Source organism: Streptomyces sparsus (genome assembly GCF_054776295.1).
In genome coordinates this window covers 1-10,354 of record NZ_BAAHCA010000089.1, presented here as the reverse complement: position 1 = coordinate 10,354, position 10,354 = coordinate 1, and the positions used below count along the sequence as shown (strand labels likewise).

General features: G+C 71.4%; 6 protein-coding genes and 2 pseudogenes. 5 read left to right on the top strand and 3 right to left on the bottom strand.

The window, feature by feature from the left end; translation table 11 throughout:
* Positions 1-676: pseudogene (locus ACYVE9_RS07835) on the bottom strand (N-acetylmuramoyl-L-alanine amidase); the annotation flags it as partial.
* Between the two features lie 137 nt (positions 677-813).
* Between ACYVE9_RS07835 and ACYVE9_RS07830 the strand changes: the two are divergent.
* The 3 genes from ACYVE9_RS07830 (at position 814) to ACYVE9_RS07820 (ending at position 4,920) form a co-directional block, all read left to right on the top strand.
* Complete coding sequence (locus tag ACYVE9_RS07830) at positions 814-1,566, top strand: TIGR03089 family protein (protein WP_461027005.1); 753 nt, start codon at positions 814-816, stop codon at positions 1,564-1,566.
* Positions 1,567-1,744: 178 nt separating this feature from the next.
* Positions 1,745-2,965, top strand: coding sequence for an LCP family protein (locus tag ACYVE9_RS07825; RefSeq protein WP_461027004.1), 1,221 nt, complete (start codon positions 1,745-1,747; stop codon positions 2,963-2,965).
* A 206-nt stretch (positions 2,966-3,171) separates the two neighbouring features.
* Complete coding sequence (locus ACYVE9_RS07820) at positions 3,172-4,920, top strand: LCP family protein (protein WP_461027003.1); 1,749 nt, start codon at positions 3,172-3,174, stop codon at positions 4,918-4,920.
* 41 nt (positions 4,921-4,961) lie between these two features.
* On the opposite strand, the pseudogene bluB reads toward ACYVE9_RS07820, so the two are convergent.
* A pseudogene (gene bluB / locus ACYVE9_RS07815) lies at positions 4,962-6,392 on the bottom strand (5,6-dimethylbenzimidazole synthase); the annotation flags it as partial.
* Positions 6,393-6,504: 112 nt separating this feature from the next.
* On the bottom strand, positions 6,505-8,283 hold the full coding sequence (locus ACYVE9_RS07810) for a BCCT family transporter (RefSeq protein ID WP_461027002.1): 1,779 nt from the start codon (positions 8,281-8,283) through the stop codon (positions 6,505-6,507).
* A 200-nt stretch (positions 8,284-8,483) separates the two neighbouring features.
* Here ACYVE9_RS07810 and ACYVE9_RS07805 point away from each other — a divergent pair, with 200 nt between their 5' ends.
* Entirely contained in the window at positions 8,484-9,404 is a 921-nt protein-coding gene (locus ACYVE9_RS07805) for a 5'-3' exonuclease (protein WP_461027006.1), read from the top strand.
* A 30-nt stretch (positions 9,405-9,434) separates the two neighbouring features.
* Positions 9,435-10,292 carry a siderophore-interacting protein gene (locus ACYVE9_RS07800; protein ID WP_461027001.1) on the top strand — a complete coding sequence of 286 codons (858 nt, stop codon included), beginning with the start codon at positions 9,435-9,437 and terminating at the stop codon, positions 10,290-10,292.
* Positions 10,293-10,354: the final 62 nt, after the last annotated feature.

Here is a 10,354-nt window from a genome sequence, read left to right as displayed (position 1 = left end):
CGTCCGCGCCGGTGGCGGGCCCGCCGGGTTCCGTGCCGGGGTCGACCAGTTCGACGCGCAGGCCGTCGGGCAGCGCGTCGAGCCCGCCGTGCCGCTCGGTCCCGTCCCCGGCTCCGGTGCCGTCCTCGGCCCCGTCCTCGGTCCCGTCCTCGTGGTGGTCGTGGCCTTCGGGTTCGGGCAGGACCCGCACCTCGACGCCGTCGGCGTCACCGACCCACATCGGCGCGGTGCTGCCCCGGATGGCTCTCTCGGTCCGTTCCGCGGAGCCGGGGTCGGGGGCGTCGGCGCTGTGGGCTTCGAGTTCCTGCCACTCGGACCACTCGCCGTCGGCGGCGGCCCGGGTGCGTACCTGCACCTGGCCGTGCAGTTCCTGCGTCGAGTCCTCCCAGACCACACCGAGCAGGGAGAAGGGTGAGACCTCCCGGGCGGCGAGGCCGATGGCGGCCTGCTGCCCGGTGGTGTCCCTGCTCGCGGTTCCCGAGCGGGTGGAGGGGGCGCCCGCGTCGAGCGGGGTGAGCGGGAGCGACTGGGTTCCGGCAGGGCGTCCGGTGTCCGACGCGACGACCGACCCGTCCGCCGATGCGGCGGGAGCGGCGGCGTTGGCGGGCAGCGCCAGCGGTACCGCCAGGAGGGCCGAACACGCGACACCGATCGAAGAAGCAAGGATTCCACGCATGACAACAATCTGGACACATCTGAACAAATCTGTCTATTCAACACCTGACTGGGTGTTGCCCTGACACCCCCTCAGAGCCGTCCGGACAGGCCCCCGCCCGAGCCGGTCGCCGGCCGCCGGCACGTACCCTGGCGCCCATGAACGCCGCTGACCGCACCCCCGCCGACCTGCTGCGATCCGTCCTGGCCACGGAACCGGCCCGCCCTCTCCTGACGTACTACGACGACGCCACCGGCGAACGGGTGGAACTGTCCGCCGCCACCCTCGCCAATTGGGTGGCGAAGACCGCCAACCTGCTGCAGGACGAGTTGTCCGTGGAGCCCGGCGACCGGGTCGCCCTGCTGCTGCCCGCACACTGGCAGACCGCGGTGTGGCTGCTGGCCTGCTCCTCGGTCGGCGCGCTCGCCGCCCCGCACGGCGACCCGGGTGAGGCCGCCGTGGTGGTCAGCGGCCCGGACACCCTGGACGCCGCCCGGGCCTGCCCGGGCGAGCGGATCGCGCTGAGCCTGCGCCCGCTGGGCGCCAGGTTTCCCGAGCCGCCGGCCGGCTTCACCGACTACGCCGTGGAAGTGCCGAGCCAGGGGGACCACTTCACCCCGTGGGTGCCGGTGACCGGAGACGCCCCAGCCCTGCTCGTCGAGGGCGAGGAGATGTCCGGTGCCGAGGTGGTGCGGCGGGCCGAGGCAGACGCCCGGACGCTGGGCCTGGACATCGGGTCGCGTGTGATGTCGCTGCGCGGGTACCAGGACTGGGCAGGCCTTTCACACGGCCTGCTCGCCCCGCTGGCCGCGGGCGCGTCGGTGGTGCTGTGCCGGCACTCCGACCGGCTCGCCCCGGCCGCCCTGGCCGACCGTGAGCAGAGCGAGCGCGTCACCCGGACGGCTCCCTGACGAGTGGCACCGAACGGACATTCGGCGCATGCTCGACTCAGGGCCTGCCCTTGGCCGCCGAGGTGGGACCCGCCGTACAACCCTGCGCCGGTCTCGGGCGTCTCATGGGCTGCCGGGGCCGCACGCCTGTGCGTATGCGGGACCGGCACGCCGCCTGAAGCGAGGGATGGACGCAGCAGTGAACGATGCCGACGCCGACCCGGAGGACGCCCCCCAGGGCAGCCCGGACAACGGGCGGGCCGGTGTGCGGAAGCGGGTCACCGCCGAGCTGCGCCGCCACTGGCCGCGCTGGACGGCTCTCGGGGTGGCGATGGTGGTGCTGGTCGGCGCGGGTGTCGGCTGGTCGCTCTACCGCAAGCTGGAGGGCAACATCACCACCGACGTGGAGACAGCCGAGGAGCTGGAGCGCTACGACGGGGAACGCCCCGCACAGGTGTCGCACGAGGCGAAGAACATCCTGGTGCTCGGCTCCGACACCCGGGCCGGCGGCAACCGCAGGTACGGCCAGGACAGCGGCACGGCGCGCTCCGACACGGCGATCCTGCTGCACCTGTCCGCGGACCGCTCGCACGCGACCGCGGTGTCCATACCGCGCGACCTGATGGTGACGATCCCCGACTGCGCACGCCCCGAGGGCGGCCGGACGAAGGAGCAGTTCGCCCAGTTCAACTGGTCCTTCCAGTTCGGCGGGCCGGCGTGCACGATCCGCACGGTGGAGAAGCTCACCGACATCCGCATCGACCACCACGTGGTGATCGACTTCGAGGGCTTCAAGCAGATAGTGAACGCGGTGGGCGGCGTCGAGGTGTGCCTGGAGGAGCCGGTCTCGGACCCGGACGCCCAGCTGGAGCTGCCCGCGGGCCGGCAGACACTCAAGGGTGAGGACGCGCTCGGTTACGTCCGGGCCCGGCACGGCATCGGCAACGGCAGCGACACCCAGCGCATGGCCCGGCAGCAGGAGTTCCTGGCCTCGCTGTTCGCCAAGGTGCGCAGCAACGGCGTCCTGATGAACCCGGCGAAGCTGTACCCGGTGCTCGACGCGGCGACGTCGGCGATCACGGCGGACGCCGGGCTGAACTCGCTCAGCGAGCTGTACGAACTGGTGCGCAGCGTGCGGGACATACCGGAGGACAACGTCCGGTTCATGACCGTGCCCCGGCAGCCGTACACGCAGAACCCCAACCGGGACGAGCTGGTGCAGCCGGACGCCGACCGCCTGTTCGAGCAGCTGCGCAACGACCGTCCGGTCCGGCTGGACGGCGAGCAGGAGGCGGGCGGCGCGGACGGGGACGGCGGCGGTGGCGCCTCCGACGACCAGCGTCCCGACGGGGCGATGTCCGGAACCGAACGCGGCACTCCGCGATCGGACGGCCGGACGGTCACACAGAGTTGCAGCTGAACGGCTGGTAGTGAGGTCACAGGGGTGGGCGTGAACGAGTGGGGACGAGTTCGTGCGAAACACCGGGCACTTGGCGTGGATTTTGTCACCGTCCGTGGCTTCGCGCTGATCCGGACGGATAGTGTGAGCGCTCAACCGACCATCCGACTGCCCGGTGCGCTCCCAGGGGAGAGACGCAGCCCGGCACAACGGAGGACTCACTCGACGTGAACGCGCAAGGCCGTGGGCACGCGGGAGACATCGATCCCGCCGATCAGTGGGTGTTCAACCCGGACACCGGCAGCTACGAGCTGCGCCTGCACCCCTCCCCCGACGTCCCGTCGGGTGCGGCCGAGCCGCAGGCTGCGACGCGCCGGGCACGAAGAGCGGCAGGAGAGCGGACCGGCGATCCGGTACGGTCCGCCGAGCCGGCGCCCAGCCCCGCGCCCGGACCCGCCGACACCGGCGGCCGGGTTCCCGGCCAGCGCTCGCGGCGGGTCGACGTGGGCGGGTCCCCGGCCAAGCGGCGCCGCAAACCGAAGGAGAAACCGTCGGGTCGCCGGCGGCTGCTCCAGTGGGGCGGCGGTGCCATGGGGCTGCTGCTGGTCGGCGGCTCCACCGCGGCGTACTTCGTGTACCAGCACCTCAACGACAACATCGACAAGGTCGACGTCGGCATGCACAACGGCGCCACCACCGACGGCCCGGTGAACATCCTGATCATCGGCACCGATGCCCGCACCGGCGCCGGCAACGAGTCCTACGGCGACACGGACAGCGTCGGCCACGCCGACACGACGCTGCTGCTGCACGTCTCGAAGGACCGCTCCAACGCGACGGTGCTCAGCATCCCCCGGGACATGCGGACCACCATTCCCGACTGCCCGACCAAAACGGAGGACGGCGGCGAGAAGCTGATCCCGGGCGAGCAGAACGTGCGGTTCAACGAGAGCCTGGGGCAGCGCGGTCGGGACCCGGGCTGCACCTGGCGCACGGTCGAGGAGCTGACCGGCCTGGAGATCAACCACTTCATGATGGCCGACTTCAACGCCGTCAAGACGCTCTCCACCGCGGTCGGCGGTGTCGAGGTGTGCGTGGCCAAGGACATCGACGACAAGAAGTCGCACCTCAAGCTGGCCGCCGGCAAGCATCGGGTGCAGGGCGAGCAGGCGTTGGCCTTCGTCCGGACCCGGGACGCCGTCGGCTTCGGCAGCGACCTGAGCCGGATCGAGTTGCAGCAGCAGTTCCTGGGCTCGATGTTCCGGCAGATGAAGGCCAGCGAGACGCTCACCAATCCGACGAAGCTGTGGGGCCTGGCGGAGGCCGCGACCAGCGCGCTGACCGTCGACACCGGTATCGGCAGCGTCAAGAGCCTCGCCGAACTGGCGCGCGACCTCCAGCGGGTCGATCCGAAGAACATCACCTTCGTGACGTTGCCGGTGGTGGACAACCCCAACGAGACGATCAAGGCCACCGTGGTGCTCGACCAGGCGAAGGCCGGGCCGCTGTTCCAGATGCTCCGGGCCGACAAGTCCCTCGCCGGGTCCAAGAAGAAGAAGGCGTCCGAGCCGGACTCCGCGGAGAAGGTCGACAAGGCCCCGGCCGCCGAGGTGCGGGTGAACGTGTTCAACGGCGGCGGCCCGATCGGCGCCGCGCAGCAGACGGTGAGCTGGCTGCAGAACTCCGAGGGCGTCCGGCTGTCCACCAACTCCGGCAACGCCGGGGCGAAGCAGGACAGGACGACGCTCGAGTACGGCTCCGACCAGGCCGGCCAGGCCGCGACGCTGGCGGACCTGATGGGGCTGCCCAAGGCGGCGCTGAAGAAGCAGTCCGCGCCGGCCGGGGACGCGGAACCGATGACGTTGACGCTGGGCTCCGACTTCACCGCCGCCGGCACGCCGCTGGAGGCTCCTGACAAGGCACCCGAGGGCGTGCAGAACATCAACGGCGGGGACAAGAACGTGTGCGCCAAGTGAGTCGGACGCGTACGGAAAACGGGGAGAATCCGGTGCGACAGCACACCATCGACGAGGACAGCGCGCGTCGCGCACCGGCCGCCGGCAGCACGAAGGGCCCGCCGCGGCAGCGCGGGACGTCCCACACGTCGGGCGGTGAGGGGGCCGGCGACGGCGGCGAGCACACCGAGCGGATCGGCCGGGTCGCACTGGTGCAGTTCCAGGGCACGGCGGACCACGTCGATCTTCCGGGCGTGCGTCTCGTCGTTGACGCCGGTGCCGCGGCCGGTGACCTCGGCGGCGTCGACGCCGGTGAACACCGCGATCAGTGCCGCGGACACGGTGGTGTTGGCGATGCCCATCTCGCCGGTGAGCAGCACCTTGTTGCCCGCCGTGACGAGGTCGCGGGCGGTCTCGATGCCCACCTCGACGGCTCGCAGCGCCTCCTCGCGGGTCAGCGCGGCTCCGGTGGTGAAGTCGGCGGTCCCGGCCCGGACCTTGCGCGGCACCAGGCCTGGCGTGCTCGGCAGTTCGCCGGCCACTCCGACGTCCACCACGCACACCTCGGCGCCCACCTGGTTGGCGAAGGCGTTGCAGACCGCGCCGCCGCCGAGGAAGTTGGCGACCATCTGGGCGGTGACCTCCTGGGGCCACGGCGTGACCCCCTGGGCGTGCACGCCGTGGTCGCCGGCGAAGATCGCCACCGCGGCGGGCTCCGGCAGCGGCGGCGGGCACTGCCGGGACAGCCCGCACAGCTGCGCGGAGATGATCTCCAGCATGCCCAGGGCTCCGGACGGCTTCGTCATCCGCTTCTGCCGCTCCCAGGCCTCACCGAGCGCCTTGGCGTCCAGCGGGCGGATGCCCGCCAGCGTCTCGGACAGCAGGTCGTGCGGCTGGGCGCCGGGCAGCACCCGGCGTCCGTAGGACTCCTCGTGCACCACCCAGGACAGCGGGCGGCGCTTCGACCAGCCGGACTGGACGAGCTCGGGCTCGTCGGGGAAGGCGTCCACGTACCCGACGCAGAGGTAGGCGACCACCTCCAGGTGGTCGGGCAGGCCGAGTTCCCGCACCATCTCCCGCTCGTCGAAGAAGCTGACCCAGCCGACGCCGAGCCCTTCGGCACGCGCGGCGAGCCACAGGTTCTCCACCGCGAGCGCGGACGAGTAGGGCGCCATCTGCGGCTGGGTGTGGCGGCCGAGCGTGTGGCGGCCGCCCCGGGTGGGGTCCGCGGTGACGACGATGTTGACCGGGGTGTCGAGAACGGCCTCGATCTTCAGTTCCTTGAACTGCTTCGCCCGGGCCTTCGGCAGCGACTTCGCGTACGCCTCACGCTGGCGGGTGGCCAGCTCGTGCATGGTCCGCCGGGTCTCCTCCGAGCGGATGATGACGAAGTCCCAGGGCTGGGAGTGGCCGACGCTGGGAGCGGTGTGGGCCGCCTCCAGCACCCGTAGCAGGACCTCGTGCGGGATCGGGTCCGGGCGGAAGCCGTACCGGAGCTGCACACCGATCACCGTACCGCTGCCCTGCGCCGTCCGGGGACGCACGCGCTCCCGGCGCCGACCGAGTCGGCTCCGGGAGCGCGTGGCGGCGCGGTGGCCGCCGTTGTCAGTCGGGCTTGCTGACGGAGACCTTGGTCCCGTCGGTGCCGTCGGTGCCGTCGGTCCCGTCACCGTCACGGGGGCGGCCCTGGCCGTCCTGCGGGCCGGTGCCGTTGGAGCCGTTCTCCATGCCCTCCTCGATGGCGGCCACGGCCTGGCCGACGATGCGCTCGTGCTGCCTCTTCCGGCGGGCCTCCAGATAGGCCTGCCGCTCCTCGTGGAAGGACTTGAGGGTGGCCGCGCACATGCCGATCATGACGAAGCTGAACGGCAGGGCGATGATGATCGCCATGGTCTGGAGGGTGGTGAGCGCGTCCCCGCCGGTACCGCTGGCGACCAGCAGGGCGATGGCCACGGCACCCTCTGCGGCGGCCCAGAAGACCCGGCTCCACACCGGCGGTTCCGGGTCGCCGCCGGACGCGAGCATGTCCACGACGTAGGAGCCGGAGTCGGAGGAGGTGACGAAGAACAGCACGATCAGCAGAATCGTCACGCCCGCGATGAACGTGCCGCCCGGGAGCGTGTCGAGAAGCTGGAACAGCGCGCTGTCGGTGACCACCGTGTTGTCGTCGCCGACGATCCCGCCGTCCCCGAACATCTCCAGGTGCAGGCCTGCGCCGCCGAAGACGGAGAACCAGAAGAAGGTCAGCAGCGTCGGCACGAGCAGGACGCCGCACACGAACTCGCGCACGGTCCGGCCGCGGGAGATGCGGGCGATGAAGATACCGACGAACGGTGCCCAGGAGATCCACCAGCCCCAGTAGAAGACCGTCCAGCCGTTGACCCACTCGGTGCCCGCCTGACCCTGCGAGGCGCCGGTGTCGAAACTCAGGCCGAGGATGTTCTGCAGGTACCCCCCTATGTTCTGGACGAAGTCACCCAGGATGAACAGCGTCGGACCCGCGATGAGCACGAAGAGCATGATGAGGGCGGCCAGGCCCATGTTGATGTTGGACAGCCACTTGATGCCCTTGCCGATCCCGGTCACCACCGAGATGGTGGCGATCAGCGTGATGCCGATGATCAGCGCGACCTGGAGACCCTTGCCTGGCTCGTCGACCCACCCGCTGAACTCCATGCCGGCGGCGATCTGCATCACACCGAAGCCGAGCGAGGTGGCCACGCCGAAGACGGTGCCGACGACGGCGACCACGTCGATCGCGTCGCCCCAGCGGCCCTTGATCCGATCACCGAGAACGGGTTCCAGCGCCCAGCGGATGGACACCGGGCGCCCCTTGCGGTGCACCGCGTAGGCGATGGCCAGACCGACCACCACGTAGATCGCCCAGGGGTGGATTCCCCAGTGCAGAAATGTCTGCACCATCGCGAATTCCGTGCGGGCGGCTTCCCCTTCGCCCACTCCCGGCTTGGGGTTGGCGTAGAAGCTCAGCGGTTCGGCGACGCCCCAGAAGACCAGGCCGATTCCCATTCCGGCGGCGAAGAGCATCGACAGCCACGAGCCCAGACCGAACTCGGGCTTTTCGTCGTCCTTACCGAGCCTGATGTCGCCGAAACGGCCGACGCCCACCCAGAGGGCGAACACCACGAACAGGGAGACGAGAATGATGTAGTACCAGCTGAGACCACCGATGACCTCGCTGTTGACCGTCCCGACCGCGTCCTTGGCGGCCTCCTGGAAAACGACTGCCCACAGGACGAAGGCAAGAATGATGAGTGCGGCGGGCCAGAAGACACGGGGGGCGATCGACGCCTTGCGGGCGGTGACCGGTTGTCGTGCTGGTTCTGGTGTGTCACTCGGCGAGTTCGCCGTCTGCTTCGCGGGCACGTACTCGTTCCTTCTCTTCTCGGTGTCAGGCGACTGGCGAGTTGGGGGACATCGCGTCCCGAGTGGCCATGCCTGCCCCAGAAGTATGGGCTCACGCGTCACGAATTCGCATCCTCCGGCTCCGCACCACGCCGGGCGGGCCGTACGGACGTCCGTACGGCATCATCGGGGTCGTGACGACAACCCACGGCCCCAGGCTGATGCTCCTGGACACCGCGTCCCTGTACTTCCGCGCGTACTTCGGCGTGCCGGAGTCCGTGCGGGCACCCGACGGCACGCCGGTCAACGCGGTCCGCGGACTGCTGGACTTCATCTCCCGGCTGGTGCAGGACCACCGGCCCGACCAGCTGGTGGCCTGCATGGACGCCGACTGGCGCCCGGCCTGGCGGGTGGCGCTGATCCCCACCTACAAGGCGCACCGGGTGGCCGAGGAGCACACCGGGCAACCCGACACCGAAGAGGCTCCCGACACCCTCACCCCGCAGGTGCCGGTCATCGAGCAGGTGCTGGACGCGCTCGGCATCGCCCGGGTCGGCGTCGCCGGCTATGAGGCGGACGACGTCATCGGCACGCTCAGCCGACGGGCCGAGGGGCCGGTCGACGTCGTCACCGGCGACCGGGACCTGTTCCAGCTGGTCGACGACGAGGCGGGGGTGCGGGTGCTGTACCCGCTGAAGGGGGTCGGCACGCTCGCCGTGTACGACGGGGACGCCCTGCGTGAGAAGTACGGCGTGGACGGCGCGGGGTACACCGACCTGGCGCTGCTGCGCGGCGACCCGAGCGACGGGCTGCCCGGCGTGCCGGGGGTGGGCGAGAAGACGGCCGCGAAGCTGCTGGCGCAGTACGGCGACCTCGACGGCATCATGGCCGCCGTCGACGACCCCCGGAGCAGGCTGACCCCCGCCCAGCGCAAGCGCCTGGACGCGGCCCGCCCCTACCTCGCGGTGGCGCCGCAGGTGGTACGCGTGGCGGACGCGCTGACCCTGCCGCCGTTCGACGCGACACTTCCCCGGCGCCCGGCGGACCCCGAAGCCGTGGCGGAACTGGCCCGGCGCTGGGGGCTCGGCGGCTCCCTGGAACGGCTGACCACCACTCTCACCCACCGACCCGATGTAGGTTAGGGTTACCTAACTTACTCTTCGGGAGGCACTGTGGCAGAGCGTCCGGTCCGCAACCAGCCGCGTGCGCGGCAGGCAACCGTGCTGCGGACCCAGCAACTCACCCCGCACATGATCCGGGTGGTACTGGGCGGCCCGGAGCTGGCCGGGTTCCCCGCGGGCGAGTACACCGACAGCTACGTCAAGCTGCTCTTCCCCCGGCCGGGCGCCACCCTGCCCGAGCCCTTCGACCTGGCGCGCGTGCGGGCCGAACTGCCCCGCCACCGCTGGCCGCTCACCCGTACCTACACCGTGCGCCGATGGGACGCCCAGGCCGGGGAGCTGACCCTGGACTTCGTCGTGCACGGCGAGGAGGGCGTCGCGGGGCCGTGGGCCCTGCGCGCCCGGCCCGGTGACGGCATCCACCTGCTCGGTCCCGGCGGCGGCTACGCACCCAGCCGGGGAGCCGACTGGCATCTGCTCGCCGGGGACGAGAGCGCCCTGCCGGCCATCGCCGCCGCACTGGAACGGCTGCCCGCCGGCGCACCCGCGCACGCCCTGCTGGAGGTGGCGGGCCCGGACGAGGAGCAGCAGCTCGCCGTGCCGCCGGGTGTCGAACTGCGCTGGCTGCACCGGGGCGGGGCACGCCCTGGCAGCCTGTTGGTGGACGCCGTGCGCGCGCTGGAGTTCCCCGGCGGCACCGTCCAGGCGTTCGTGCACGGCGAGGCCGGCTTCGTCCGGGACCTGCGGCGCCACCTGCGCCTGGAGCGGCACGTCCCGCGTGAGCTGCTCTCCGCGTCGGGCTACTGGCGCACCGGACACGACGAGGACGGCTGGCAGGCCGCCAAATCGCAGTGGAACGCACAGGTCGAGGCCGAGCAGGAGGCAGCGGGCGTCCCCGCCGGCCGCTGACCCGGGCGGCGCCTTCCGGCGACGCCGCCCGCCGAGAGGCCCGCCGCAACGACCACCGGGCG

Bases quoted from the DNA above. Each gene is read 5' to 3' on its own strand.
- ACYVE9_RS07830 (WP_461027005.1), top strand. From the start codon at position 814: ATGAACGCCGCTGACCGCACCCCCGCCGACCTGCTGCGATCCGTCCTG.
- ACYVE9_RS07805 (WP_461027006.1), top strand. From the start codon at position 8,484: ATGCTCCTGGACACCGCGTCCCTGTACTTCCGCGCGTACTTCGGCGTG.